This window comes from Helicobacter pametensis ATCC 51478 (genome assembly GCF_000518225.1).
Classification (GTDB): Bacteria; Campylobacterota; Campylobacteria; order Campylobacterales; family Helicobacteraceae; genus Helicobacter_G; species Helicobacter_G pametensis.
On record NZ_JADE01000010.1, the window covers coordinates 40,736 to 66,690 of the forward strand.

Sequence of the window (25,955 nt, forward strand, 5' to 3'; positions counted from 1 at the left end):
GGTTACATCCCTTTGAGTAGATTTTTGGCTTGTTGGCTTTGCTGCTCGCTTACAAAAAAATAGATTTCGACACGATTAGTTTTTGCCAATCGTTCTTCTTCATTTTTTGCCTCAATTGGCTTGCCAAATCTTCCTTGAGAGGAGAAGAAAATCTGTTGTGGATTGATTCCTTTTTGGATGAGAGTATTCATCACAAATAAGGCTCGTGCAGAGGCTAGCTCATAATCTGTTTTATAGGGTGTTTTGGTGATATTTGGATTATTGGCAAAGCCTCTGATATCGATTCTGATTCCTTGAGGTAGGCGTTTGATGATCTCTACAATTCGTTGCAAGAACAAAAGAGAATCTTTGTCTTCAAGCTTATCAGAATTGATAGGGAATAGAATGTTTGTCGGGAGTTTGAGCACAACTCCTTCTTCAACTTGTTCAAGGATACCTCCCTGCTGAATTTTACCCGCAAGAGACTCTTCAGATTGTTGCTTGAAGATATCTCCTCCATCTTGCTGTTCGCGCATATCTTCTAGTCCATCTTCTGGGTTTGGAGCGATAGGAAGGATGGGTTGAGCCTGCTCTGGTTTGGGGGCATAATCAAAAATTTTTACAAACTCTTCTTTGAGGGCTTTGATTTTTTCTGTGTTTTGCGCAGAGATTGCGTATAGGGCGATAAAAAGTGCGAGCAGCAATGAGAGAAAATCAGCATAAGGGACAGCCCATTTCTCTCCTGCTGGACACTCAGGACACTTCTTTTTCTTTGCCATAACTAATCCTAGTTAAATTGAGAGATCTTAGGTTGGCTAGGATCTAGGAAACCAAAGAGTTTGGCTTCAAGATTTCTTGGATTATCCCCATTGGCAATCCCAATCACTCCTTCTAAGATCATAGTCTTTTCTTTGATGATGTCCTTGCTTTTGGCAATCATCTTATTGCCCCATGGTGTAAAAATCGCGTATGCTCCCATGATTCCTGTTACTGTCGCTGTGAAAGCTCCAGCGATCCCTGCTGCCATCTTGGCAGGATTATCAAGGAGTTGAAGGGCTAGCATCAATCCAAATACAGCACCTACAAGTCCAAATACAGGACAAGATTCACCAGCCAAAATCCAATAATGACCCGCTCCATGGTAATACTCTTCAATCTGCTCAATTTGAATCTCCATATCTTCTTTAACAGAGTGTGCATCTCGCCCATCAATGATCATGCTCAGCGCCTCTCTCATAAAATCATCATCAAGCTGAGCGACACGAGATTCTAGAGCCAAAACCCCATCTTTTCTTGCAAGAGTTGAAAACTCAACAAGAAGCTTGATTTTCTCAGGAATATCCACAGGTGATGCAGCAAATACGGTTTTAAGTTCTTTATATCCTGCTTTGATGTACTTTGAGTTTGTCCCAGTCATTGCAGAAAATAATGCTGTAGGAATCACAATTAGAATCGAACTAAGATGGATAACATGCAGAGGATTCCCTCCCTCCAAGATATCACCCACAGAGATACTGGTCACAGCCAAAATCATGCCCAAAATCGTTGATAAATCCATTTTTCCTCTTTGTGCAAAACTTAATTTTTGGAAGCTAAACCACTAATTCTACCTTAAAGAATTCCCAAGAATTTCAATTCTTTCTTCTCTTGTGTGGTTGTGGCTGATACGATAGGAAGCAAGATTGATTCCATATTGCAAAGAAATGATCAAGAAACTCAATTCTTCAAAGTATGCAAAGCGCAAATCTTCTTTTGAGGGGATGGGAGGAGAGGAAGGGTGGGAGTGATAGATGCCAATGATTTGGAGATTTTGAGATTTGCAGTGATGAAAAACTTGGAGTTGCTCCTGTGGTACAAAGGCAAAATGGGTTTGGGGAAAGGAGTGGGCATTGCGCATCGGATAAATAGAATTAAGGATGTTTTGGTTTTGTTGAGAGTATCCAAGTAAGTATCCACAGCACTCTAGTTTGGAATCTTTTGTCGCATGTTCTAGGAGTGCTTGGTAGTGTTGTGTGGAGAGTTTTAGACACATGAGATTTTGCGTATATCTTTGATGCCATTTTTGCCACATACGGGGCAATTTGGATTTTTTGAGATTTTGAGCTTGGAGAAATGCATCGAAGAGATATCGATACTGAGAATAGAATCAATCAATGGTTTTCCCACACCTGTAAAGAATTTCAATACCTCACTTGCAGCAATTGATCCCAAAAGTCCAGTGATAGAGGCAAATAATCCATTTTTATAAAGTTGCATACTGCTAGGAGGAGTAGGGAAGATGCAGCCAAGGCAAGCGCTTGTGTGTGGGATCACACTCATAATCTGACCACAATAGCGCATCACACCAGCATGAATAAAGGGTTTGTTTTCCAAGACACAGGCATCGTTGATGAGAAATTTGGAGACAAAGTTATCTGTGGCATCCAAGATCAAATCATAATCTCTGATCATCTCTCTTGCATTGCTCAAATCAAAACGCTTGGGATAAGTTTGGACTTGAATGTCTGGATTGAGGGCAAGCATCCTTGCCTTGGCACATTCAACCTTGGATTTTCCGATATCATCGGTTTGATAGATGACTTGGCGATGCAGATTGCTAATATCCACAACATCATCATCCATCACTCCAATCATCCCGATTCCAGCTCCAGCAAGATACAGAGCATTGGGTGTTGCAAGGGCTCCTGATCCAATGATGAGTACACGCGCATTTTTGAGTTTTTCTTGTCCTTCTTCGCCGACTTCTTCTAGCATGAGGTGGCGAGAATAGCGAGCTTTTTCTTCACTTGTTAGCATTTCCTCTCCTTATCTTGTCCTTTCAATCCAAAAATCAATGTGACGCTGCTCTTCTGTGACTTCTGTATCCTCTCCATGCCCAGGATGAATGGGAAGGTTGGGTGAGAAGGTTTTGAATCTTTGAAGAGATTCTCTCATATCAGCAGGATTGGAATACTCAAAATCACTTCGCCCAATACAATGATAGAAAATAAAATCTCCACTGAAGAGATGGTGATTGACCTCGATCATGCAACACCCTGGTGTGTGTCCTGCAAAAAGTAAAAATCTCACATTGAAATCTTGGAATTTCAGCTCATTTTCGATCCCTTCAAGCTTGAGATCTGGGGAGGATGGGGTAAGTCCCAAGCCAAAGCAATCGCCCTCAAGCATAAAAGCATCATTTGCATGACAAATTAGAGGGATATGAGGAAAAAGTGATTTGACTTTGGCATTGTCCCAAATGTGATCAAAATGTCCATGTGTGCAAAGAAGTGCTAGGGGGTTTTTGCATTCTTGCTTGATCCAACGATGCGCACCCATACCCGCGTCGATGATAAGCTCTCCACATTCCATTTTGAGGATATAGCAGTTGGTCTGATAGTCTCCAAATGGTTTTTTGAGAATCTCCATTGCTTTCCTTTGAGATAAAATTTTTGGATTATATTAGCAAACCAAGGAGTTGAGCGATGAAACTTGATGAAGTGCAGACGCTAGATCATGAATTTGTGATGCCCACTTATCATAGGATGCAGGTTGCATTTGAGCGTGGGGAAGGTGCGAGATTGTTTGATGTAGAGGGCAGGGATTATATTGATTTTGGGAGTGGGATAGGGGTCAATAGTGTGGGCTATGGCAACCCAAGAATGATCAATGTCCTCTGTGAGCAAGCACAAAAACTAATCCACACTTCCAATCTGTTCTACATCCCCAATCAAGCCTTACTTGCCCAAAAACTCATCAAGCTAAGCAGGATGGATATGAATGTGTTTTTTGCAAACTCTGGAGCTGAAGCCAATGAAGCGATGATCAAGCTTGCGCGCAAATATGGCGAGATCAGATTCCCTAAAAAACGCTACAAAATCATCACATTGCAATCTAGCTTCCATGGTCGCACCCTTGCTACACTCAAAGCAACGGGACAGGAGGCTTATCATAAGTATTTTGCACCATTTCCTGATGGGTTTGTGATCGCTCAAAATCTTCAAGATGTGTATCAAAAAATCGATGATGAGACTTGTGGGGTGATGATCGAGCTTATTCAAGGTGAGGGAGGGATTTGTGCTCTTCCTCAAGATGAGGTGAGGGAGTTGGCTGCTTTTTTGCGCCAGCACCAAATTTTGCTTCTTGTTGATGAGGTCCAAAGTGGGGTATATCGCACTGGGGAGTTTCTAGCAAGTCATCTTTATGGAATTCAGCCTGATTTGATTTCATTGGCCAAAGGGATGGGGGGAGGTATCACGATCGGTGCTGTTATGAGTGCGCACAAAAATGTATTTGTGGCAGGAGATCATGGAAGCACTTTTGGTGGGAATCCACTCAGCTCAAGAGTTGCTTTGGAGGTTTTGGAGATCTTAGAAGAGGAATACCATAGCAAGAAATTACAAGCAAAAATTGAGCTTTTTGAGGAGAGGCTTGAGGGTTTGCTTAAGCGATCTGATATTTTTTTGAAAAAGGTGGGGAGAGGATTGATGTGTGGGCTAGAGGCTAGAGACACTCAAATACAGCAAACTGTGATCTCCCAAGCACTTTGTGCTGGTGTTGTTGTGTTGCGCTCTGGGAGAAATGTCGTGAGATTTTTACCCCCACTGACAATTTCTGAATGTGAAATTGATGAGGGGTTTGAGAGATTGCATTTGTTGGCTTGCTTAGATGAATAATCTTTTTTATGTCGTTGCATTGAGCATTTTTGCTCTGATGCATCTTGGAATCTATATTTTGTTTTTTAAGAGATGGATTCAGAGAAGATGGGTGCGCGGGATCCTTGGGGCTTGGATACTTGTCAATTTCTGTGGAGTTTTGGTGTATTTTGCAGGGCGCTATGAGTTTGCATTGCCTCAAGCTGTATATTTTTGGGCTTCAATTAGTATTGGTGTATGCTTTGCTCTCTTTGTGGTGATGGTGCTTTATCGTGCTCTTCTTGGATTGAGTTTCTTTTCGCTTAAGCGTCGTAAAACATTGCAAGATGGGGCTGGATTGTTTTGTGGGGTGCTTTCTGGGGCTTATTTGGGATGGGGGATGATTGAGGGAGGGATGAAGCCAAAGATTGAGAGAGTTGATCTTGTGCTCAAGGGGTTGCAGCATCCATTCTCAGCAGTTCAGATAAGTGATCTGCATATCGGAGGCTTGATTGGCAAGATGGAGGTGGAGGAGATCGTTAGAAGCGTGATGGAGCTTAGGGCAAGTGTGATTTTTCTCACAGGGGATATCATCGACACACGCGTTGCTTATCTTCAAGAATCTTTGAGTGCACTTGGCAAGCTCAATGCTCCTCTTGGTGTGTATTATGTGCTTGGCAATCATGAATTTTTCCATGGGGTTTATGAGGTAATCGATGCTGTTGAGAAGCTTGGATTTTATGTGCTCAAAAATGAAAATATCGTGCTCAAGAAAGATGGGAAAAATTTTGTGAATTTGGCAGGGGTGAATGATTTGTTTGGTAGGCGTTTTGGTGATTTACAACCCGATCTTGCACAGGCTCTAAGCAAGAGAGATGAACATCTGCCAACGATTTTGCTTGCACATCAGCCCAAATTTGCTCGAGAGATTGGGGAGGATGATGGGATTGATTTGATATTGAGTGGGCATACGCATGGGGGACAGATCTTTCCTTTTGGAATCTTTGTGCGATTAGATCAGCCTTATTTAGCAGGACTTTATCAGCACACAACAACAACTCAGATCTATGTCAATCGTGGAAGTGGATTCTGGGGTCCTCCTATGAGAGTGGGCTCTAGGGCAGAGATCACTTATTTTGAGTTTAGGGGTTAAAGTGATCTGCTTGAGGGGTGATTGCTTGTTAATCAGAATTTCAAAAAAGTATAGGCAACAAAAAATGAAAGACTTCCAAATGTGCTATAAATCGAGGTATCTCCAGTGCTTCCTGATTGCAATGCATTGAACTTAACTACAAAATCCAAAGCATGATTTTTGGAAAAAATATTTCTAAATCCAAAGTTTGAATTCATGATAAAAGTTGTAACTGAGCTTGTTGTGGAGACATTTGAAACATCAGTCAAAGTCACTTTTTGATTGATGTGTCGTCCGCCTAATCCGATTCCAACAAGAATGGCGGATTGATAAATATCTGACTGATAGAGTGTGTAGCTAAGATTGTAGTTGAGAGTAAAGTCAAGTGTATAGCCCTTGAAGTGAGTGTTTAGGTATTGAGAAATGGGATAGTAATAATAGAGTGATTCTGTTATCTCTAATGGAGTGATGCCAATATCTATGGAAAAAATAGAGCTATATCTTGGGGAATGAGGGAGGATGATACCACCATTGAAATTTGCCATAAAAAAGGTATGAGAGCTATAATCTGAGCCCCATGTGCCTCCAGCCCCTAGTCCCAAAAACCATCCCCATTGTTTTGTGGTTTTTTTGAGTTCATTGATATCTTGTTGGCTTGGGATATCTTCATTGATTGTGTGTGTTTCATTTTTGAGATGATTTGAAGAATCGGATAATTCTTGTGATAGAAGATGGGTGCTGATTCCTAGAGGGATCAATAAGACAAGAAATTTTTTCATAATCTACTCCTTAAAATAAGCTTTTAGTCCTAAAAGGCATTGAGAAATTGCATATTTGAAATTATCTGTCGAGGTTCCCATGCTCATGGCATAACCTCCGCTAGCGCTGCAGGAATAGACTAATTTTTTGTTGGCTAGATCAGTCATTTGGATGGAAACTTCTGGAGAATATCCATCCCCTCCTTCCCCATAGGATACATAAAGGGTATTTTCTCCATCTTTATCATCAGTGATGATGAAACCATATTTCATCAACTCATTGGCGATGGCTTGTCTTGGATCTAGGCTCTGCCCTTGAGATGATCCGACATATCCAAATCCATACACAGGAATCATGGATCCACTCTTGACATTTTTTGTTGAGGTTGGAGCAATAAATACAAATTGGTATTTCCTCACATTCTCAACATAATTCCACTTAGGTTCTTTGATCGCGCATCCTGTGACAAAAAGGATTGTTAATAGAAACCAAAATTGACGCATCGCATCTCTCCTACAAAACCAAAACAAAACAAAATATGTAGGATAGCTTACCCCCCCCCCCCCATATGTCAAGACTAAAAAGCAAAAATAAATGAGATTCTTATCTTTTAAGATTGATCGCCTCTTTGATCATTTCATCCCCTGTAGTGAAGCTTTTGGCATTCATGGAATACCCTCTTTGCATCAAGATGAGCTCTGTGAGGGCATTACCGATATCGACATTGCTTGTCTCAAGATAGCCTTGTTTGATATTGCCCATTGTGAGATTTCCCTGCTCATTCCATCCTAGGATAGGATTCCCACTTTTGAGTTGTTTTTCTCCACCGATGAGCGTGCTCTCAAGTCCAAAGAGATTGCCTCCCATTTTGCCAAGCCCCTGATCATTGGTAAAAGCAACAATCCCAATCCTTCCCATCGCTTCTTGCTTGCCATTGCTAAATTTGAGCAAAATGACACCATTATCATTGATATTGACTTTCTCAAGACTTCCCTCTGGATTTCCATTTTGCTCATATGAAGAAATTTTGGAATCACTATAGAGTTCATTAGTGCTTTTTCTCTTGCCATCCCCTGAAATGTCATAAGAGATTTTTTTCCCTTTGAATGGAATCTCGATGGGATCTGCTGTAGGGATGTTGTCCTGATCAAAGGAGATAGAATGCGTGATTGTCTCACCGACTTTATTGCCACTGGCTATATCTTGGATATAGCTTTTTACTTCCCATTTTTGGTTGTTTTGACTTGCCAAATCCAATCCTTCAATCAGACTATATTCACTGATGAGATGGTATTTTTTTCCATCTCCATCATAGATATCAACAGTGCTTGTGTAATGAGGGACTTCAATGGGTTTGCTTGAGATAGTTCCAAGAGAGATCTCTTTCCAAGAGCTGGGATCTTGGGCTGGGTTTGAGTTGCCTGTTTCTGCGATGCGTTGATAGAGCTTGCCATCAAAAGCGACAAAGGTATCTTGACCATATTGATCTTGGGGGTTGTAGGTTGGGAATTGAAAGCTTTTTTCTTGACTAATTTTGATGAATTGATTTTGATCATTTAAGAGATACACATTGCCATCACGCTTGATCACATCTCCAGCTGTGTAGGTTTTGCTTCCATCAAATGTTTTGATATTTTCTGTGTCTATGACTTCCCAATCTGAGGAGTTGTTGATGGGGTTTGAATTTTCATTTTCATTTAGTTTTCTAAAAGTGATTCCAAGATAGGAGACTAGCTCGTTTGGCTTATAGCTTTGGTTTGGGCTATAGGGCGTGATGGGTTTGATTCTGCTCTCTTTTGTCTCGCTCATACCAAGACTATCAAAGAAACTCCCACTTGTTTGGATGCCATCTTGCAAAAGTGCTGGACTGGAGAGCTGGATGTTGAGGGTTGGATTTTTTGTATTTTGATCTTGGATGGCAATTTTGAGATCTAGACCAGTTTTGTCTTTGATGAGGGTTTTGAGTTCCCCCAATGTTCTAAAAGAATTTTCTTTTCCATCTCCATAATAAAAAGTATAAGTTTGTTGTTTGCCTTCATTATCTGTAAGGGTGATGTTGGCTTCATTGTTGATCTCAGAATCAAGAGATTTTTGATTGGCAAAGAAAATATTGACATCAGCATTGAGCATTCTAGATTCGTCTAATTTTCCATCTTGAACAAATGTGCCATAAGCATTCGTGGGATTTTGAGTTTTATTGAGATTGATTCCAAGATTGACTTCTGTGGTTTCAATAGGCTTAAAACGGAGGTTTTGAGGAATCTGAAGTGGAGAGAGTTTATCAGAGGCAAGATTTTTCTCATCATCTTTAGGAGAAGATACAAAGTCTCCATCTTGAATTTTTCCAAGATTGACCCCATAGACATAATATCCTTTGGAATTGACAAGATATCCTTGAGCATCTTTACTGAAGCTCCCATCTCGTGTGAAAAAATTCTCTTGTTTTTGAGTGAATCCATTTTTTTTGACTTCCATTTCCCCATCTTTATTTTCCCCTACGACAAACCATCCCTTGCCCTGATAAGCAAGATCAAATTCTCCTCCACTAGCTCTATAGCTTCCATTTTGGGTTGAGATGGCATTGGATGCTGCGGTGACACCCATATTGACCTCATTGCTTGTTGGTCCATTCCCTAAAGCTTTTGGAGCCATGAGGGTTTCAAACTCTGGGCGACTCTCGCGATAGCCTGTTGTATTGACATTGGCGATATTGTTTGAGACGCTATCAAGGCCAAATTGGTGAGTTTTGATTCCGCTATAGGAATTTAGGATTGTTCCATTCATGATGAACTCTTTTCATAAAATTCTAGGGCTGATTGGATGGGGACGATGAGCTCTCCCATCCTTAGCATAGGTTTTCCATTTTGGAAAATAACACTTTGCACTTCACCTCTGCCAACTCTTGCATGATGATATTCTCCTGTTTTTTCATTTAGGTTGTAATCAGCTTTGATTGTGTATGTCCCCTCTTGGGCTTGATTTCCATTTTTTTGCTTGCCATCCCAGCTGAAATTGATATATCCCTTTTCTCCATTTTTGTCTTTTAGATCAATACTTGCGACAAGATTCCCCTTCTCATCTAGAATACTAATCATTGGCTTTCCTTTTGAGGCATCAATTGGCTCATCAAAATAGAGACTAAAATCAGCCTTCCCTTCTTTCTCTAGCGTGATTCCAAACACATCAGTTTCAGCGATTTTTCCAATCATTGCTACAGTGTTGAAAGAAGACATTTGAGTCATAGAATCACTAGCCTTTGCACTCTCTCCTATGCCCTTATCAAGCCCTTCCAAACTTGCCTTAAAGGCTTCTTGGAATTTTTTGAGTTCCTCATTGACTTCCTTGGTGGATTTCATCGCATCTGCGACTTCCATCATAGTTTTTTTATTTTGTTCCATCATCTCTACTTGTGTGAGTTGAGCAGTTTGTGTGATGATTTTATCTGTCTCCATTGGTGCGGTTGGATCTTGATTTTTGAGTTGTTCGAGAAACAATTTCATAAATGCATCATTGTCTAGCTCATTGATATTGCGCTGATTTTTTTTCTTTTCAGCTTCTTTGATATCTTGGCCAGTGAGTTTGGCTAGGGCATTGGGCTGCTCTAGCGGTTTTTTGGTCTGAATCTGCTCTTCTTTGACTGGATTGTTCAAAGGAGGGGTTGCAGGCTTTGAAATTGTTTCTGTCATAAAAATCCTTTTTTATGCGTATTGCACCATTTTGATCTCCATAGATTGTGCCAATGGAGTCTCATTGAGATTTTCTAAGCTATTTTTGTTCCCTTTTTGATTCTGCTCTTCTTGTTGGTTTTTTTGTTTTTGAGAATCGCCTTGAGAGAAATTAAGCTCTACATTGCTAAATCCCGCATTGGCAAGAGTGGTTCTAAACTCATTTTGATTTTGGATAAAGGTTTGTAGTGCATTGGTGTTGTTGGCATTGATATTGACTTGAAGCTCTTTGCCTTTTTTGGTGATGGTGACCTCAAGTTTTCCGAGCTCTTGTGGATTGAGCTCCATAGAAAGCTTTGTAAATGGAGGTTTGTAGTTGGCAATCTCTTCTCTTAGGCGTTGCGTGAAGTGGTTGAGTGTTTCTCTGCTTTGAGCGATTTTGTGCTGTGTATCCCTTTTGGCTTCACTTAAAACTAGATCTTGTGTTTTTTCATTTTTTTTATCTTCGATCTTTTCTTCTGCTTTTATTTCGTCATTTTGAGATTTTTGAGCCAATAAGGCAGCCAATGTCCCCTCTTTGGAGAGTGGGAATTGGGTAGGTTGTGAGGTTTGGATGGGCTGTGTGGGAAGATTGGACTGAGTATTTTGGATTTGAGAATTGCTGTGTTCGTTTGTGTGAGTTTGAATGGATGGTTTGAAATGAGTGGCAGCTATTCTTTGTTTGGATTTATTAGAAGATTCTGTGAGTGTGGAAATCTGGGATGTTTGGGTGTTTTTTTGGACTTTTTGCGTGATGTGTGGTGAGGTTTGAATCATATTTTGTGGATTTTCTTGAGGTTTGATTTGAGGAGTTTTTCCTCGCACTTTTTTGGGTTTTGTTTGATTATTTTGGGTGGAGGAGGTTTCAAGCTTAGTGAGGTTGAGCTGGTGATCTTGTGTTATTTTTTGAATATCACGCAGAGTTCTTGATGAGCTTTTGGGTTTGAGGGTTAGTGCCTCTTTGAGATTGTGTTGAGTTTCTGGTTTTGGGGATGGAGTTTGAAGCTGGAGTTTGCTTTGAGTGAGGAGTTGCTTTTGGGTGGGAGATATTTGTGTGGATTGTGATGATAGAGAAGTTTTGGATTTGGAGATTTTGAGATTTGTCGGTGTTGCTTTGTTTTGGATTTCTTGTGTTTTGGATGGATTGAGTGGATGTTGAAGAAGGACTTGAGCGAAATTTGATTCTTTGATTTTGCCTTTGCTTTTATTTTGCTGCTGGATCATGGGCAAAATAGATTTAGATTTGCTAGTTTTCTTGCCTTTTTTGGGTTGAGGTAAGACAGAGATTTGAAGAGGGCTTGAAGTCATGGGTTGTCCTTCATAAATTGGTATTGTTTGGAGTTATATAAGCAAAACACATTCCCAACAGATTCCCCTTGATTGAAAAGAATTTTTTTCATCACTTGACTCTGGATTACTTGAATTATTTTGGATTTAAATTTGTTCTGTTTTGATTAAAATTTCAAGCTTTATTGACTAAATTTTGGACATCGGAGTCACATGCAAAATATCAGAAATATCGCAGTAATCGCACATGTAGATCATGGAAAAACAACTCTAGTTGATGGGCTTTTGAGCCAGTCGGGAACCTTTAGTTCTCATGAACAGGTAGATGAGAGAGTGATGGATAGCAATGACTTGGAAAGAGAGCGGGGGATCACGATTCTTTCTAAAAATACAGCCATTCATTATAAGGGGACAAAAATCAATATTATTGACACTCCTGGACATGCTGATTTTGGTGGGGAAGTTGAGCGAGTGCTTAAGATGGTGGATGGGGTATTGCTTCTTGTGGATGCACAAGAGGGGGTGATGCCTCAGACAAAATTTGTGGTCAAAAAGGCACTAAGCTTTGGAATCCGTCCAATTGTTGTTGTGAATAAGATCGATAAGCCTGCAGCAGAGCCTGATCGTGTGGTAGATGAGGTATTTGATCTTTTTGTGGCAATGGATGCCAATGATACTCAGCTTGACTTTCCTGTGGTTTATGCAGCAGCTAGAGATGGATATGCGATCAAAAATCTTGATGATGAGAAGAAAAATCTTGAGCCATTATTTGAGGCGATTTTGGAGTATGTCCCAGCACCCGAGGGAAAAGCTGAAAATCCATTACAGATGCAGATTTTTACCCTTGATTATGATAATTATGTCGGAAAGATTGGGATTGCAAGGGTGTTTAATGGGCGCGTGAAAAAGGGTGAAACAGTGATGCTTGCCAAAAGCGATGGAAGCAAGGAGAGTGGAAGAATCACTAAGTTGATTGGATTTTTGGGACTTGCAAGGACAGAGATTGAGAGCGCAGAAGCAGGAGATATTGTCGCAGTTGCAGGATTCAATGCTATTGATGTGGGAGATTCTCTAGTGGATCCAAATAATCCAATGCCTCTAGATCCTATGCATTTAGAAGAGCCTACGATGAGTGTGTATTTTGCTGTCAATGATTCTCCTTTGGCTGGGCTAGAAGGCAAGCATGTCACAGCCAACAAAATCAAAGATAGATTGCTCAAAGAGATGCAGACAAATATCGCTATGCGATGTGAGGAAATGGGTGAGGGGAAATTCAAAGTCAGCGGTCGTGGTGAGCTTCAGATCACAATCTTGGCAGAGAATTTGCGAAGAGAGGGGTTTGAGTTTAGCATCTCGCGTCCAGAAGTCATTGTCAAGGAAGAAAATGGTGTGAAAATGGAGCCATTTGAGCATCTAGTGATTGACACGCCTCAAGATTTCAGTGGAGCAATCATCGAAAAACTTGGACGACGCAAGGCTGAGATGAAGGCTATGAATCCGATGGGAGATGGCTATACAAGATTGGAGTTTGAAATCCCAGCTCGTGGTCTGATTGGGTATCGTAGTGAGTTTTTGACAGATACAAAGGGTGAGGGAGTGATGAATCACTCATTTTTGGAATTTAGAGCTTTTAGTGGAAGCGTGGAGAGCAGGAGCAATGGAGCACTGATTTCTATGGAGAATGGAGATGCAACAGCATTTTCACTTTTCAATATTCAAGAGCGCGGTGTGCTTTTTATCCAGCCACAAACCAAAGTATATGTGGGAATGGTGATTGGTGAGCATAGTCGCGATAATGATTTGGATGTCAATCCCATCAAATCTAAGCATTTGACCAATATGAGGGCAAGTGGGAGCGATGATGCTATCAAGCTTGTCCCACCAAGAGAGCTCACATTGGAGAGAGCATTGGAGTGGATTGAGGATGATGAGATTTTGGAAATCACACCTATCAATATCCGAATCCGCAAAAAATATTTAGATCCAAATCAACGCAAGAGAATGGCCAAAAAGTAAAAACTACAAATCAAATAAGGAGAAAGTATGAAGTTTTTGGAGGCGATGAAGTTTGCCCATGCGTGTAAAATTTTTGATGAAACCAAGAAGATTCCAAGTGAGCAGTTTGATCAGATCCTAGAGGCTGGTAGGCTTACTCCTAGCTCTTTTGGACTAGAGCATACCCGCCTTTTGGTGATTCGATCTCAAGAGCTTAAAAATACAATTCAGCCTCTTTGCTGGAATCAAAAACAAATCCCCACTTGCAGTGAGCTTGTGGTGTTTAAATCTAGGGTCAAAGACATTATCGCCCCATCCCAATATATTGAAGAATCGATGCAGAGACGAGGGCTAGATGAGCGCTATATGAAACGCCTTGAAGATTTTCAAAAAGAAAATTTCAAATCACGCAAAGAAATCGAGGATTGGAGTATGAAGCAAGCCTATTTGATGGCAAGCTCGATGGTGAATTGTGCAGCGTATTTGGGGATTGATTCTTGTTATCTTGAAGGATTTGAGCGGGAAAAAGTAGAGGAGGCATTGGAGATCAATCCTCAAGAGGAGCGTGTGGCTCTGCTTGTGTGTTTTGGTTATCGTTTGAATGAACCCAAAGCAAAGCATCGCCAAGCCTTGGATGAAATCGTTGAGTTTTTAGAATAGTTGGAGGAGAAGAGAATGTTGCGAGTTGTGAAGAGAAGTGGAAGAATTGAGACATTGGATGTGACCAAGATTCAAAAATACACAGCCGATGCTGTGGCAGATTTGGAGGGTGTGAGCCAAAGTGAGCTTGAGGTCGATGCCAAGCTTCATTTCAAAGATCTCATCACAACAGAGGAAATCCAACAAACATTGATCAAAACCGCTGTAGATAAAATTGATGTGGATACACCTAATTGGACATTTGTGGCTGCAAGACTCTTTCTCTATGATCTTTATCACAAAGTTAGTGGATTTACAGGCTATAAACATTTAAGAGAATATTTGGAAAAAGGGGAAAATGAGGGGAAGATCCTCAAAGGATTTAAGGAAAAATTTGATTTAGATCTACTTCACTCACACATCGATCCAAAGCGAGATTTGCAGTTTAATTACTTGGGAATCAAAACTCTTTATGATCGCTATTTGCTCAAAGATTCCAAAAATTACCCTATTGAATTGCCTCAGCATATGTTTATGGCATTGGCGATGTTTTTGGCTCAAAAAGAGAACAATCCCAATGAATGGGCGATCAAATTTTATGATGTGATTTCAAAGTTTGAGGTCGTGACTGCCACTCCAACTCTAGCCAATGGTCGCACTACCCGTCATCAGCTTAGTTCTTGTTATATTGGAAGTACACCTGATAATATTGAGGGAATCTTTGATGCCTACAAAGAAATGGCACTTTTGAGTAAATATGGAGGGGGAATTGGGTGGGATTTTAGCAAGGTGAGGGGACTTGGAAGTTTTATTGATGGGCACAAGAATGCTGCTGGAGGGGTTGTGCCATTTTTAAAGATTGCTAATGATGTAGCCATCGCAGTCGATCAGCTAGGGACTAGAAAGGGAGCGATCGCGACTTATTTAGAAGTCTGGCATACTGATATTTTTGATTTTATTGATTTGCGAAAAAATAGCGGTGAAGAGAGAAGAAGGACGCATGATCTTTTCCCAGCTGTTTGGATTTGTGATCTTTTTATGAAGAGAGTGGAAGAAAATGCACAATGGACGCTCTTTGATCCTTATGAGTGCCCAGAGCTCACTGAGCTATATGGGGAAGAATTTGAAGCCAAGTATCTTGAGTATGAAAACAATCCAAATGTCCTCAAAGAGCATATAGCGGCCAAAGAATTGTGGAAAAAGATTCTGACAAACTACTTTGAATCAGGACTTCCATTTTTGGCTTTCAAAGACAATGCCAATCGTGCCAATCCTAATGCTCATGCGGGAATCATTAGAAGCTCAAATCTTTGCACAGAGATTTTTCAAAACACAATACCTAGCAAGTATTTTGTGGAAGTGGAATTTGAGGATGGAAGTAAGCAGGAGTTTGAAGAGTTTGAGGAGATCACGACAGATGGTGGCATCACAAAGAAAGCCAATAAGCTTACAAGTATTGATTCTTTAAATGGAAAAAAGATTTTTATCACTCAAAGGATTCAGCGTGATGGATTGACTGCTGTGTGCAATCTTGCAAGTGTCAATCTAAGCAAAATCAATACTCAAGAAGATATTGAGCGAGTTGTGCCCATTGCTGTGCGAATCTTGGATAATGTCATCGATCTCAATTTTTATCCCAATCGCAAAGTGCGTGTAACCAATGCACAAAACCGAGCGATTGGACTAGGAGTTATGGGAGAGGCAGAGATGCTAGCAAGTGAAAAAATCACTTGGGGGAGCGCTGAGCATTTGGAGAGAATTGATGAGGTGATGGAGATGATCAGCTTCAATGCAATCTCTGCTAGCTCTGATTTGGCAAAAGAGAAAGGAATCTATCCTCAATTTGAAGGATCAAATTGGAGTAAGGGGATTTTCCCTATTGATGTGGCCAACAAGGAAGCACTTAGACTTGTAGATCGTGGAGGGCTTTTTGGAAGCTCCTGTGATTGGGAATCTTTGCGAGAAAAAGTAAAAAATCAGGGGATGAGAAATGGCTATCTTATGGCGATCGCTCCTACTAGTTCTATCTCGATCCTTGTGGGCACGACACAAACAATCGAGCCTGTTTATAAGCGCAAATGGTTTGAAGAAAATCTCTCAGGACTTGTGCCTGTAGTGGTGCCAAATCTTAACCTAGAGACTTGGAACTATTATGTGAGTGCGTATGATTTGGATCAGATGGATCTTATCCGTGCAGCTGCTGTGCGTCAAAAGTGGGTAGATCAAGGGCAGAGTGTGAATATTTTTATGCGTCTTGATCGTGCGAGTGGAAAACTGCTCAATGATATTTATATGCTTGCATGGAAACTGGGTCTTAAATCCACTTATTATCTAAGAAGTCAAAGTCCTGATGCACAAGAGCAGGTGATGGATCGAAGTGTGGAATGTGTGAATTGCCAGTAGTTTTTATTTGGTCTTGGCAAGAATGCTTGTATAATCTCAACTTTCCATCGATTCTGGAAAATTTTGGGGCTGATTTGGCTTTCGACAGGAGCTAAATAGCTTAGACTGCATGTCGGATGGCATTCCGTAATCCTGCCAGTTTAAAATTAAACGCAAACAATACAAATTTCGCTCCAGCTTACGCAAAAGTAGCGTAAGTTTAACCAACTCTTCGGAGCCGATTGGGTAGGCCATGCTAGCTAACCCATCCAGTCGTCATCCTCGCTAGCTGCTTTTGCATCAAACCTAGGGGTGCAAACTAAGAACATAGGTTGCGATACGGGGTATTTTGGGAGTTGAGTTCCTGTGTTTAAGTTTTTCAACTCTGTCTAAACATGTAGAGGTCTTTGTGGGTTTGGTTTTTGGACTGGGGTTCGATCCCCCACAGCTCCACCAATTTGATTTGATAGATTTGCATACCCCCCCCCCCCTTTTTTTTTTGCTTTGAAGATTATTTTCTTGAGGCGATAACTTCGATTTCTACTTTTGCACCCTTGGGCAAATCACGCACAGCAAATGCACTTCTTGCAGGATAGGGAGCAGAGAAAAATTCACTATAGACTTCATTCATTGATGCAAAATCAGCAATATCTGAAAGTAGCACCGTGGTCTTGATCACGCTATCCATCCCCAATCCAAGCTCTTTGAGAATTGCTTTGACATTGCTTAGGGATTGATGAGTTTGTCCCTTGATTTCTGTGCTTGCAAATTCCATGCTTTCAGGATCAAGGGGCAGTTGCCCAGAAATAAATATCAAATCTCCAGCTACTCTGTATGCACTATAAGGTCCGATTGCTTTTGGATAGGACATTTTGTCTCCTTGTATTCTTGAAATCAAGCTTTTATTATAGATAAAATAAACAAAAACCCCAAGGAATGCCATGCTTCATCACATCTCAAAACTTCCGCAAGATTCTGTATTTTTGCTTGGTTTTTCAGGAGGGGTGGATAGTAGTGCTTTGTTTTTTTTGCTCCTAGAGTGTGGCGTGGAGTTTGATTTGGCTATCGTGGATTATGGGATGAGAGAAGAGAGCAGGCTAGAGGTAGCTTATGCGCAAGAGTTGGCTCAAACATATGATAAGAAAATTTATCATTTGCGTGCGCCACGGATTGGATCGAATTTTGAGGCAAATGCAAGAAAGATTCGTTATGAGTTTTTTGGTGAGCTTATTGCAAAAAATGCTTACCGTGGATTGCTTTTGGCTCATCAGCTCAATGATCGCATCGAATGGCTTTTGATGCAGTTTGCAAGGGGTGCTGGATTAAATACACTTTTGGGATTTGGATTTTGTGAGAGAGTGATGGGATTTGATGTGTTTCGTCCTCTTTTGGATGTCTCAAAAGGAGAGTTGTATAGATTTTGTATGGAGCGAGGGATACGATTTTTTGAGGATCGTAGTAATCAAGATGAGAGATTTGTGCGCAATCGTTATCGTATGATTGCTTCTTTTTTGATGCAAAGCTCTTGTGGAATCAAACAAAGTTTGAAATATCTTGAAAAAGAAAAACAGATTCTCTACCCAAAGTTTGAGATTGGAAAGTTAGGGGAGGTGCGTCGGTTTGCTAGAGCTAGAGAGTATCAAAGCTTATATATCCTTGATCTAGAATGCAAAAAACTAGGCTATGTGCTCTCAGCAAAACAAAAAAAAGAGATTATGCGCTGCTGTTTCTCCTGTGAGATTCATACTCTCATCATTGAGAGTAATGCTCATTATATTTTTGTCACCCCAAAGATAGAATGCGTCATGAGTAGAGAGTATAGAAACCTGTGCCGAATCCATCAGATTCCACATCGACTAAGGCCTGTGTTTTATCCTCTTTGGTGCTCTCAAATCTCTATAGAGGAGATTGGAAAGTTTTGTAATCACCCTATTTCAAACTAGGTAGATGCACGACTTTTATTTTTAAAAGTTGTATAATCGTGGGTTTGAGTTTGAATTACAGATAGAAAGAAGGAGTAACGATGCAAAGTAGCGTTGAATATGACTATTCTATTGCCAAGTTATTTGTTTATACGACTTTGATTTTTGGAATCGTTGGGTTGCTCGTGGGAGTGATCATCGCTTTCCAAATGGCTTTTCCAAACCTCAATTATTTGGCAAGTGAATACGGAACTTTTGGTCGCTTAAGACCTTTGCACACCAATGGAGTGATTTATGGATTTACATTGAGTGGGATTTGGGCTGGATGGTATTATTTTGGCCAAAGAGTGCTTAAAATCTCTTATGCTGAGCATCCATTTTTGCGCTTTGTAGGTTATGCTCATTTTGGTGTTTATATTGTGATTATGGCATTGGCAGTCATCACACTTCTTGGGGGATTTACACAGTCCAAAGAATATGCCGAGCTCATCTGGCCAATTGATTTGCTTGTGGTGGTCGCATGGGTGTTATGGGGCATTAGCCTTTTTGGAAGTATGGGCGTGCGTCGTGAAAAGACGATTTATGCTTCTTTGTGGTATTTCATTGCGACTTTTATCGGAGTTGCAACACTCTATATTTTCAATAATCTTGCTGTTCCTACTTATTTTGTCGCTGGAGTGGGAAGTGTATGGCATTCGATTTCTTTTTATTCTGGGACAAATGATGCAATGATTCAGTGGTGGTGGGGGCATAATGCTGTGGCATTTGTCTTTACCTCTGGGATCATTGGATTGATTTACTATTTTCTTCCAAAAGAATCCGGTCAGCCCATTTTTTCTTACAAGCTGACTTTGTTCTCATTTTGGGCCTTGATGTTTGTTTATATTTGGGCTGGAGGACATCATTTGATCTATTCAACGACGCCAGATTGGGTGCAGACTTTGGGATCTATGTTCTCAGTGATTTTGATTTTGCCTTCTTGGGGAACAGGGATCAATATGCTTTTGACAATGAGAGGGCAATGGCATCAGCTTAGAGAATCCCCAATCATTAAGTTTATGGTTTTGGCTTCCACTTTTTATCTCTTGACAACACTTGAAGGACCAATCCAGTCAATCAAATCCGTCAATGCACTAGCTCACTTTACAGATTGGATTATCGGACATGTTCATGATGCAGCTCTTGGATGGGTTGGGTTTGTAATCATCGCTGGGACATTCCACATGGTTCCGCGTATCTTCAAAAGAGAAATCTATTCCAAAAAACTGATTGATGCACAATTTTGGATGATGACAATTGGGATCATTCTTTATTTTTCAAGTATGTGGATTGCAGGAATCACTCAAGGAATGATGTGGCGCGATACTGATGAGTATGGAGTATTGAGCTATCAGTTTATCGATACAGTATTGGCTTTGATTCCATACTACATTATTCGTGGAATTGGAGGGTTGCTTTATTTGATTGGCTTTATTGTGTTTGTTTATAACATTTTGATGACAATCATCTCAGGAAGGCTTTTGGAAAAAGAGCCTCAATATGCGACACCAATGGCATCTTAAGGAGGATTGTATGTTTAGTTGGTTGGAAAAAAATCCTTTCTTTTTTTCATTAGCTTTTGTTTTTGTGTTTTCAATTGCTGGTCTTGTGGAGATTCTCCCAGGTTTTGCAAAAACAGCACGACCTATTGAGGGGTTGCGCCCCTATACTGTTCTTGAGACTGCAGGCAGACAGATCTATATCGAAGAGGGATGCTACAACTGCCACTCTCAGCTTATCCGTCCATTTAAGGCAGAGACAGATCGCTATGGTCCTTATAGCTTGAGTGGAGAGTATGCGTATGATCGCCCATTTCTTTGGGGATCCAAGAGAACTGGCCCTGATCTCCATCGTGTAGGTGATAATAGGACAACAGATTGGCATGATTATCACATGTGGGATCCACAGAGTGTTGTTCCAGGATCTATCATGCCTGCTTATAAGCATCTCTATTCTAATAATGTGGATTTTGACACTGCCTATGCTGAAGCCTATACCCAAAAAGTTGTTTTTGGAGTGCCCTATGATGTAGAGAATGGTGTGAAGCTTGGAGATATCAGACAGGCTAAATCATTGTTTTATCAAGAAGCTGAGCAAATTGTTCATGATATGAAAAGCGAGCAGGTCAAAGAGGCATTTAAAAATGGAGAAATCAAAAAGATTGTCGCCCTTATTGCGTATTTGAACAGTTTGGGACAATCAAGAAGAACATCTCAAGGAGAGTAGGATGGATCTATCTACTTTAGTTTTGATTCAGAAAAATATTTATTTGATTGTGACAATTTGTTTATGCGTCTTTCTTTATGCGTATATCTATTCGATGTATAGAAGCGAGAAGAAGGGAGAGAGAAATTATGAAAAATACTCTCGTTTGGCATTAGATGATGCATTGAGTGATGAAATTATTGAGAAAAGATAAGAGAGAGGAGTGGAGATGCAGTGGTTTGATTTAAGTGATCCAATTAATCTGATATCAGTGATTGCAGCAATTGTGATAATAGGATTGACGGCATTTGTGAGTAATTTCTATATCAATAAAATGAAAACCTCCAACCCCAAAGGAGAGCTTTCTAGTGATCGATGGGATGGGATTGGTAAATTTGAAAACAATATTCCTTTTGGCTGGGGTATATGTTTTGCGCTTGTGATGATTTGGGGATTTTGGTATATCTTTGTTGGTTACCCGCTCAATTCTTTCTCTCAGATTGGGCAATACAATCAAGAGGTCGCAGAACACAATCAAAAATATCAAAAGAAGTGGGAGAATCTGTCCCAAAACGATCTTGTGGCTATGGGTGAGAGTATTTTCCTGGTTCAATGCTCACAGTGTCATGGTGTAACTGCTGAAGGTTTGCAAGGAAAGGCTCAGAATCTCACACAATGGGGGAAAGAAGAGGGGATTATGCAGGTGATCAAAAATGGATCCAAGGGTCTTGATTTCCCACTTGGAGAAATGCCTGTGACAGAGATCAATGAATCAGATGCAAGAGCAGTTGCTGCGTATGTGATGGCTGAGATCTCAGAGCTTAAAAATACAAAATATCCAGCAGAAGTTGCCAAAGGAAAAGAGGTGTTTAGCACAGCTGGATGTACGGCTTGCCATGGTGAAGATGGCAGGGGGATGGAGGGAAGTGCTCCAGATTTGAGTACATATGGCACAAGCAAATTCCTTGCATATGTCCTAGAGCATGGCAAAAAAGGTCATATCGGGCATATGCCTTCTTTTAAATTTGTGCAGTTCAATGATGTGCAGATCAGAGCTCTTGCAGCCTATATCGAATCTCTTGAAAATGTTGATTGAGGAGGACTGTCATGAATAAATTGTTTGGTTTAAATGGTATTTTGGGACTCTTGATTTTGGTTGCAGTGCTTTTGAGTGTCGTTTTTGGACTTGGGATGCAGGCTTGGAAAACACAAAAAATCCAAGCCACAAATGCTTATTCTTTGGATCATCAGTCAATTCAAGCAATTGATTCAAAAAATAGTCAATACTACAAGCTTGCAAAATAAGGAGCGGATATGACACCATTAGAAAAGATTCTGTGTGTTTTGATCGTGATGTTTATTGTGACTGCTATTGTGATTCCTTTCATTCCTGATTATCTTTTGACATTGACCTAATGAAATGAGAAAGATTGTATGGCTAGCTTATATAGCTAGCCTATGTCTTAGACTTGTAGCTAGCGATTCTTTTGTCCTTGGCAATCCCGATCATCTCATCGTGCCAAAGAGTGCTGGTTTTATCCAGCAACTCTCTTATGAATTGAAGAAAAAAACAGGATTTTCACTCTATGTCGTGGCAGTAGATAGGATTGAGGGAAGCGCAAAAGAGGGGCGCGAGTCGTTTAAACAGAGTTTTTTACAGCGACTTATTGAGCCCTATGGTGTAATTTTTTTCTTCAAAGAACATCAAAAGATCGACATTATTCTAAAGCCTGATTTGGGAATCAATCGGGGGGAGATTATTTCACACTATATGGTTCCAATCTTGATGCAAGAAAGAGAAATGCCACCATCTAAGATTTCAGCTGCCATCCTCAATGGTTATGCACAGCTAGCTGATGAGATTGCCAATCACTATCAGATAAATTTGGAGAATAATTTAGTCGTAGATCGTAGTGGTGTGCAGGATTATGTGCATTATTTGGTCTATGCTATGTTGGGTGTGATGTTTGGTCTAATCGGTTTAATTTATTGGACAAGGAATAAAAAATGAGAAAAACAAAAGCCCCCTTTTATTTGTTTGGATTTATGAGTGTAGTGGTGTGTTGCATCATCGCAAGTGTGGTCATTGCACTTAAAAATCCAGCCATCGAAGATCATTCTTATTTTGTTTCAAAAAAACATATTGATAGCGAGATCAATACGCTGATTAGGGAGCAAAATTGGTTTTTGAAGCATCATGAAATTACTTTGAGAGTGATTGGAGAGCAAGAGCAATCACTCAAGCTCATTCCTCCTTATTTGCAGAAAAATACACAGAAGTTTTTTGAGATTCAATCAGGCAAACCTTATGCACTCTCGTTGCTTATAAATGGCTCTAAGCTTAAAGACTTGGATGCTCATCTTTACTTGGAATCTGTCAATACAGCCAAGCCCACTCAAGATCTGGGTGCCTTTGCTCAAAAATCCCTCTCTACACAGATTCTGATCCCTCACAAAGGGCGCTATAAAGCCGTTGTGGTGATCAATTATCAGCGAGAAAATGAGACCAAGAAGCTTTTCTTTGAGCGAGAGCTCTTTGTACTCTAGGGGTTTTATCCTTCTTGAGGCACTCTTTTGCCTCCTTTTATGCTCTCTGGCATTGTCTATATTTGGCTTTTATCTTGCTTTGCCCAAACACAAGCAAGATATGAAAGCTTATTTGTATCCTTCTAGTATTGATGATTCTTCTCCTCTAATCCTTAAAAGTCAAGGTTTGATTTTTGAAGTGCAATATAAAAAAATGCAAAGCGGAGAACATGTGTATTTTTCATTTGATGTAGTGCCATGAGGAGTGCTTTTAGTGTTTTGGAAGCTTTATTTGCACTCATTGTTTTTGCCGTTGTGGTGGTGACTTGCTCTCAAACCTTGCTACAAATTCATAAAGATTCCAAAGTCTATCAGGAGGCTCATATTGCAAATGCCCAGCTCTCTAGCGCGGTGTTTTATCTCCAGAGATTGATCCAAAACTCTCTTTTATCTAAGCTCTCACCTGATCTAATAGAGCTTTTTGAGATCAATCGTGATCTTTTTTTGAAAGATACTTTTAGAGCGATTCTTAAAACTTGTCAATCAAATAGGATCTCAAAACTTGGTGATACTTCATATGTGGGGATGTTTTCTGAAAAGCTAGAGATTGCCAAAGTTTTGGGGCGAGAGGGGGATGAGTTGATTTTGGATCGAAAGGCTCAGTGCGGGGTGATTGTGCCATTGCGAGAAAAAAGACAGATTGTATTTACAGGGGGAAAAGTTTATTTGGATCGATGGGTGCTATTAGATGGAGTGCGTGAGTTTGAAATCAGTCAAACTAATGGGATATATCAGATTAGAATCTGCACTTCTGTTTGTTTGGTGAGGCAATTTTTGCATCATGAGGTTGTGCATGTATTGTAGGGGAGGGTTTTATTCATTTTATGTCTTTGTTTTGATGGCGTTTATTGTGCTGGCAATTGGGATGCATTTTGCCAAAAAGGGGCGTGAGTTGAGTGAAGGAGTGCAAACACACCTGAGCATCCAGATGGAGATTCTCTCACATGATCTCTCAAATCTTGGCAAAACTTGTATTAGGCGTTATGGGATTGATGCGTGCAGGGTTTTGGAGTTTGAGTTGGAGGGATATTGGATGAAGTTTTTTCTTTCATCATGTGAGGATAGAGTGTGTTTGGTAGATTTTGCAATTGAGAGGATTTCTCCTCTTGATTCTCTGCTAGTGCGTCACACAAGGAGAGAGATTTGGAGACTAGATTAGCTTAAAGAGCGTCGTTCCGATTGAGAAGAGATAGATGCCTAGAAGCATTTTTTTATGAAGAGAAGGGGAGATTTTGGACATAAGGTGGATTCCGATGTAGGCTCCAATCATGGCAAAAATCCCTATGAGGATCCCTGTTTGAAGATGGACAAATCCTGCTGTGTAGAGACTGATTGCTCCAGAAAGAGATGAAAAGCAAATAAAAAACAATGCAAGTGGCACCACTTCTTTGGAATTTAATCCTAGAAAGATTCCTAAAAGTGGGGCAAGCAAAAGTCCTCCCCCAACACCAAGACTTGAAGAAAAGATTCCCACAATGCAACCAAAGCACACAAGCAATAAATATTTTTGGGTATTTGAGAGATTTTTGGATTCATAGGGAGTGCGTGATGGATAAAAATAGCGTGCAAATGAAATGACTGTGAAGCTTAGGAAAGCAAGATGGAGCACTCTCTCTGGGGTTATTGAGAGAATGATCCCTGAGAGGCTTGAGCCAATAAGCCCTCCAAGACCAAGTGCGATCCCTAGATCTAGGGTAATGAGATGTTTGCGATAGTTGAGATAGGAGCCAAAGAAACTAGCAAAAATCATTTGAATGATTGAGATTCCAATCGCAAAAGTGATATCAAAACCAATGAGCATCAGCGAGGGGACGATGATCGTCCCTCCACCAATCCCAAAAAGTGCTGAGGCCATTCCAGAAAACAAGCCAAGCAAAATCAAAACAAAAGAATCCATCCTAAAACCCTCCACAAAGAAAGTAAAATAACTTATAAAGTATGCAAAAGATATTCATCAAGAGAGGCATTTATCGATGAGGTTTGAGACTTATCCACAATTTTTGCAAATCACAATTGAAGAAAATTGTGCTCTACTTGAAAAAATCCTCATCTATGCCAAGAGACATTTTCATCAAGTCCATCGACTTTCAAATACTCTTTTGATTTTAGATGATACAAGGCTAATTAAGAAGCGATATTTTTTAAATTGGCTTTTTTGTCTTCAAGAGATTCCTGTGAATGAGGATTTTTTAGAAAAGGCGTATTTGCCCATTCAAATCAAAATCATTCCCCTAGAGAGCTTGCTTTATCGAATCGATGCAAAAGTAAAGGTGGTTGATCATAGCTCTCTTCAAATCTTGCTTTTACACGATGATCAGAGAGCAAGGCATTGTGTGTTGCAGTTATTTAAAGATTATGTGAGAGATCGAGATGCATTGATTTTGGATAGCTCTAGGAAGGGGTTTTGGGAATATCTTATGGAGATCATTCACTCTAGAGTTGCAGATAATTTGATTTTGCATCTTGATTTTGAAGTAGATTCAAATTGGATGCAACATGAGGGCAAGCTAGAGCAGAGCTATAGGATTTTGGATTCTTATCTTGGAGAAAATTTCACACAAATTCGCAAAAAATACATTAAGTTGGCCAAACAATATCATCCAGATAATGTATTTGATGCCGATTGTGAAGTCATTCAAGATTATCAGCAAAGATTTATTCAAATCCAAAGTGCATTTGATAACATTTGTGCAAGTTTAAAATAGGAGAAGAA

At 40.2% G+C, this 25,955-nt stretch carries 29 protein-coding genes and 1 other RNA gene; 18 read left to right on the top strand and 12 right to left on the bottom strand.

The features are described from left to right. Window positions 1–2: 2 nt before the first annotated feature. Genes motB through T391_RS0103495 form a run of 5 tightly spaced genes read right to left on the bottom strand, consistent with a single transcriptional unit; the run spans window position 3 to window position 3,387 of the window. Complete coding sequence (gene motB, locus T391_RS0103475) at window positions 3–758, bottom strand: flagellar motor protein MotB (RefSeq protein WP_027327169.1); 756 nt, start codon at window positions 756–758, stop codon at window positions 3–5. A gap of 8 nt (window positions 759–766) precedes the next feature. After that, a complete protein-coding gene (gene motA / locus T391_RS0103480) occupies window positions 767–1,537 on the bottom strand; it encodes a flagellar motor stator protein MotA (protein WP_027327170.1) in 771 nt (256 codons plus the stop codon). 48 nt (window positions 1,538–1,585) lie between these two features. Then, window positions 1,586–2,011 (bottom strand): M67 family metallopeptidase, encoded by a 426-nt coding sequence (locus tag T391_RS07850; protein WP_051420576.1) that lies wholly within the window; start codon window positions 2,009–2,011, stop codon window positions 1,586–1,588. Then, complete coding sequence (locus tag T391_RS0103490; RefSeq protein ID WP_027327171.1) at window positions 2,002–2,775, bottom strand: HesA/MoeB/ThiF family protein; 774 nt, start codon at window positions 2,773–2,775, stop codon at window positions 2,002–2,004. The genes T391_RS07850 and T391_RS0103490 overlap by 10 nt, the downstream gene beginning before the upstream one ends. 9 nt (window positions 2,776–2,784) lie before the next feature. Next, the gene (locus tag T391_RS0103495; protein WP_027327172.1) at window positions 2,785–3,387 is read right to left on the bottom strand and encodes an MBL fold metallo-hydrolase; all 603 of its coding nucleotides are present in this window, start codon (window positions 3,385–3,387) and stop codon (window positions 2,785–2,787) included. Window positions 3,388–3,443: 56 nt separating this feature from the next. On the opposite strand from T391_RS0103495, the gene T391_RS0103500 reads away from it, so the two are divergent. Both T391_RS0103500 and T391_RS0103505 read left to right on the top strand, forming a co-directional pair. Further along, entirely contained in the window at window positions 3,444–4,634 is a 1,191-nt protein-coding gene (locus T391_RS0103500) for an aspartate aminotransferase family protein (protein WP_027327173.1), read from the top strand. After that, window positions 4,627–5,745: a metallophosphoesterase gene (locus tag T391_RS0103505; protein ID WP_027327174.1), complete on the top strand. Its 1,119-nt coding sequence runs from the start codon at window positions 4,627–4,629 to the stop codon at window positions 5,743–5,745. Before T391_RS0103500 ends, T391_RS0103505 begins: the two co-directional genes overlap by 8 nt. 32 nt (window positions 5,746–5,777) lie before the next feature. Here the strand turns inward: T391_RS0103505 and T391_RS0103510 are convergent, their stop codons facing one another. From T391_RS0103510 to fliK, 5 genes are all read right to left on the bottom strand, one after another. Further along, window positions 5,778–6,503 carry a hypothetical protein gene (locus T391_RS0103510; RefSeq protein WP_027327175.1) on the bottom strand — a complete coding sequence of 242 codons (726 nt, stop codon included), beginning with the start codon at window positions 6,501–6,503 and terminating at the stop codon, window positions 5,778–5,780. A 3-nt stretch (window positions 6,504–6,506) separates the two neighbouring features. Continuing rightward, window positions 6,507–6,986, bottom strand: coding sequence for a DUF4136 domain-containing protein (locus T391_RS0103515; RefSeq protein ID WP_027327176.1), 480 nt, complete (start codon window positions 6,984–6,986; stop codon window positions 6,507–6,509). Window positions 6,987–7,086: 100 nt separating this feature from the next. Next, the gene (locus T391_RS0103520) at window positions 7,087–9,267 is read right to left on the bottom strand and encodes a flagellar hook-basal body complex protein (RefSeq protein WP_027327177.1); all 2,181 of its coding nucleotides are present in this window, start codon (window positions 9,265–9,267) and stop codon (window positions 7,087–7,089) included. Beyond that, window positions 9,264–10,169, bottom strand: a complete 906-nt coding sequence (gene flgD / locus T391_RS07855) for a flagellar hook assembly protein FlgD (RefSeq protein ID WP_084340110.1) — start codon at window positions 10,167–10,169, stop codon at window positions 9,264–9,266. Before flgD ends, T391_RS0103520 begins: the two co-directional genes overlap by 4 nt. A gap of 12 nt (window positions 10,170–10,181) precedes the next feature. After that, window positions 10,182–11,495: a flagellar hook-length control protein FliK gene (fliK, locus tag T391_RS0103530; RefSeq protein ID WP_027327178.1), complete on the bottom strand. Its 1,314-nt coding sequence runs from the start codon at window positions 11,493–11,495 to the stop codon at window positions 10,182–10,184. Window positions 11,496–11,687: 192 nt separating this feature from the next. Here fliK and typA point away from each other — a divergent pair, with 192 nt between their 5' ends. The 4 genes from typA to ssrA all read left to right on the top strand — a co-directional run bounded on the left by typA (window position 11,688) and on the right by ssrA (window position 16,946). Further along, on the top strand, window positions 11,688–13,490 hold the full coding sequence (gene typA / locus T391_RS0103535) for a translational GTPase TypA (RefSeq protein ID WP_027327179.1): 1,803 nt from the start codon (window positions 11,688–11,690) through the stop codon (window positions 13,488–13,490). Window positions 13,491–13,517: 27 nt separating this feature from the next. Further along, window positions 13,518–14,129, top strand: a complete 612-nt coding sequence (locus tag T391_RS0103540; RefSeq protein WP_027327180.1) for an NAD(P)H-dependent oxidoreductase — start codon at window positions 13,518–13,520, stop codon at window positions 14,127–14,129. 15 nt (window positions 14,130–14,144) lie between these two features. Further along, window positions 14,145–16,511 (top strand): ribonucleoside-diphosphate reductase subunit alpha, encoded by a 2,367-nt coding sequence (locus T391_RS0103545; protein ID WP_027327181.1) that lies wholly within the window; start codon window positions 14,145–14,147, stop codon window positions 16,509–16,511. A 65-nt stretch (window positions 16,512–16,576) separates the two neighbouring features. Continuing rightward, window positions 16,577–16,946, top strand: a transfer-messenger RNA (tmRNA) gene (gene ssrA, locus T391_RS08510). Window positions 16,947–17,001: 55 nt separating this feature from the next. On the opposite strand, the gene T391_RS0103555 is transcribed toward ssrA, so the two are convergent. Then, window positions 17,002–17,361: a RidA family protein gene (locus T391_RS0103555; protein ID WP_034583732.1), complete on the bottom strand. Its 360-nt coding sequence runs from the start codon at window positions 17,359–17,361 to the stop codon at window positions 17,002–17,004. Window positions 17,362–17,431: 70 nt separating this feature from the next. Here T391_RS0103555 and tilS point away from each other — a divergent pair, with 70 nt between their 5' ends. The 11 genes from tilS (at window position 17,432) to T391_RS0103615 (ending at window position 24,401) form a co-directional block, all read left to right on the top strand. After that, entirely contained in the window at window positions 17,432–18,433 is a 1,002-nt protein-coding gene (tilS, locus tag T391_RS0103560) for a tRNA lysidine(34) synthetase TilS (protein WP_027327183.1), read from the top strand. An 80-nt stretch (window positions 18,434–18,513) separates the two neighbouring features. After that, the gene (gene ccoN, locus T391_RS0103565; protein WP_027327184.1) at window positions 18,514–19,974 is read left to right on the top strand and encodes a cytochrome-c oxidase, cbb3-type subunit I; all 1,461 of its coding nucleotides are present in this window, start codon (window positions 18,514–18,516) and stop codon (window positions 19,972–19,974) included. 10 nt (window positions 19,975–19,984) lie between these two features. Continuing rightward, window positions 19,985–20,677: a cytochrome-c oxidase, cbb3-type subunit II gene (ccoO, locus tag T391_RS0103570; protein ID WP_027327185.1), complete on the top strand. Its 693-nt coding sequence runs from the start codon at window positions 19,985–19,987 to the stop codon at window positions 20,675–20,677. 1 nt (window position 20,678) lies between these two features. Further along, window positions 20,679–20,870, top strand: a complete 192-nt coding sequence (locus T391_RS0103575; protein WP_027327186.1) for a cytochrome c oxidase, cbb3-type, CcoQ subunit — start codon at window positions 20,679–20,681, stop codon at window positions 20,868–20,870. Window positions 20,871–20,885: 15 nt separating this feature from the next. Continuing rightward, window positions 20,886–21,752 (top strand): cytochrome-c oxidase, cbb3-type subunit III, encoded by an 867-nt coding sequence (gene ccoP / locus T391_RS0103580; RefSeq protein WP_027327187.1) that lies wholly within the window; start codon window positions 20,886–20,888, stop codon window positions 21,750–21,752. Window positions 21,753–21,763: 11 nt separating this feature from the next. After that, window positions 21,764–21,961: a DUF4006 family protein gene (locus T391_RS0103585; protein ID WP_027327188.1), complete on the top strand. Its 198-nt coding sequence runs from the start codon at window positions 21,764–21,766 to the stop codon at window positions 21,959–21,961. 115 nt (window positions 21,962–22,076) lie between these two features. Further along, window positions 22,077–22,667 carry a hypothetical protein gene (locus T391_RS0103595; RefSeq protein ID WP_051420577.1) on the top strand — a complete coding sequence of 197 codons (591 nt, stop codon included), beginning with the start codon at window positions 22,077–22,079 and terminating at the stop codon, window positions 22,665–22,667. Beyond that, on the top strand, window positions 22,664–23,203 hold the full coding sequence (locus T391_RS0103600; protein ID WP_027327190.1) for a hypothetical protein: 540 nt from the start codon (window positions 22,664–22,666) through the stop codon (window positions 23,201–23,203). Before T391_RS0103595 ends, T391_RS0103600 begins: the two co-directional genes overlap by 4 nt. Before the next feature lie 100 nt (window positions 23,204–23,303). After that, window positions 23,304–23,444, top strand: a complete 141-nt coding sequence (locus T391_RS08590; protein ID WP_156923058.1) for a hypothetical protein — start codon at window positions 23,304–23,306, stop codon at window positions 23,442–23,444. Window positions 23,445–23,461: 17 nt separating this feature from the next. Beyond that, window positions 23,462–24,046: a hypothetical protein gene (locus T391_RS0103610; RefSeq protein ID WP_156923059.1), complete on the top strand. Its 585-nt coding sequence runs from the start codon at window positions 23,462–23,464 to the stop codon at window positions 24,044–24,046. Next, complete coding sequence (locus T391_RS0103615; RefSeq protein ID WP_027327193.1) at window positions 24,036–24,401, top strand: hypothetical protein; 366 nt, start codon at window positions 24,036–24,038, stop codon at window positions 24,399–24,401. The genes T391_RS0103610 and T391_RS0103615 overlap by 11 nt, the downstream gene beginning before the upstream one ends. Here T391_RS0103615 and T391_RS0103620 read toward each other — a convergent pair. After that, window positions 24,393–25,139, bottom strand: a complete 747-nt coding sequence (locus T391_RS0103620; RefSeq protein WP_027327194.1) for a sulfite exporter TauE/SafE family protein — start codon at window positions 25,137–25,139, stop codon at window positions 24,393–24,395. The two genes, T391_RS0103615 and T391_RS0103620, sit on opposite strands and share 9 nt — an antisense overlap. Window positions 25,140–25,215: 76 nt before the next feature. Between T391_RS0103620 and T391_RS0103625 the strand changes: the two genes are divergently transcribed. After that, on the top strand, window positions 25,216–25,947 hold the full coding sequence (locus tag T391_RS0103625) for a J domain-containing protein (RefSeq protein ID WP_027327195.1): 732 nt from the start codon (window positions 25,216–25,218) through the stop codon (window positions 25,945–25,947). Window positions 25,948–25,955 lie beyond the last annotated feature (8 nt).